The sequence below is a fragment of the Flavobacterium columnare NBRC 100251 = ATCC 23463 genome (assembly GCF_002530675.1).
Classification (GTDB): Bacteria; Bacteroidota; Bacteroidia; order Flavobacteriales; family Flavobacteriaceae; genus Flavobacterium; species Flavobacterium columnare.
The window spans coordinates 1-799 of sequence record NZ_PCMX01000162.1 but is presented as its reverse complement, the minus strand read 5'-3'; the positions used below and the strand labels follow the sequence as shown (position 1 = coordinate 799).

Annotated in this window: 2 protein-coding genes; both read right to left on the bottom strand. The window is 29.9% G+C overall.

Translation table 11 applies throughout. The features are described from left to right. Positions 1-54 precede the first annotated feature (54 nt). On the bottom strand, positions 55-510 hold the full coding sequence (locus tag B0A78_RS13965) for a transposase (RefSeq protein ID WP_123907319.1): 456 nt from the start codon (positions 508-510) through the stop codon (positions 55-57). After that, positions 470-799: helix-turn-helix domain-containing protein (locus B0A78_RS13960; RefSeq protein ID WP_097609790.1), on the bottom strand; the 330-nt coding region annotated here is incomplete at its 5' end. The genes B0A78_RS13960 and B0A78_RS13965, both read right to left, overlap by 41 nt.

The following is a 799-nucleotide window of genomic DNA, read 5'->3' as shown; positions in this document are numbered from 1 at the left end:
TTGATTTAATTCGGCTAGAGTATTATAAATTTTCATTGCAATTTTATCTTTCATTCATTGCCATATTTTTTCAGCAGGGTTGAGTTCTGGACAATATGGAGGAATTGGTAACAGAAATATGTTCTGAGGAATTATTACATCTTTTGTGGAATGAAATGCTGCATTATCAATTATTATAATCTTTAATTCTGTTGGTTTGTGATTACTAAAATCTTCCAAATATTTTATAAATAATTCTTTACAAACACTCTGTGTTGTCATACAAAAACTCTCACCTGTTATGGGGGAAAAACTTCCCCAAAGCCAATTATAAAGATAACTGTGCTTATAGGTACCAATGGCTTTTATTCCTTTTGCCGTAATAACTCTTTTTTGTTTTGTGATCAACCCGAAGCGACTTTCATCTTGAAAATATAAGTTTACAGATTTGAAATTATTTTTATTAAGAATAATTCTACACTCTTCGAGCTTATTTACAAGGTTTTTTAAAAAACGCTTCCGCGTTTTCATCCTTTTTGTAATGGGATTTTCTTGCTATTTTTAACTTTGATTGATGTTTTCGTCTACAATGAGCGTATAAAGCTCCATAGTTAACCGTTTCGTTTAGTTCTGCTTCAAGTAATTTTAATAATTCTATATAAGATGTAATTGTTGTTTTTGGATCAGTCAATTTCTGCTCAATAGACTTAGCCATTTTATCTGATATTTGCTTAGTATTGTTTCCTCCACTTCTAACACATAACATTTCAGAAATACCTTTTTTTAAATAGTCTTGAACCCAAACTCTTACTGTCTTTTC

Excerpts from the sequence above, each read along its gene's own strand:
- B0A78_RS13965 (WP_123907319.1), bottom strand. The coding sequence starts at position 510 with ATGAAAACGCGGAAGCGTTTTTTAAAAAACCTTGTAAATAAGCTCGAA.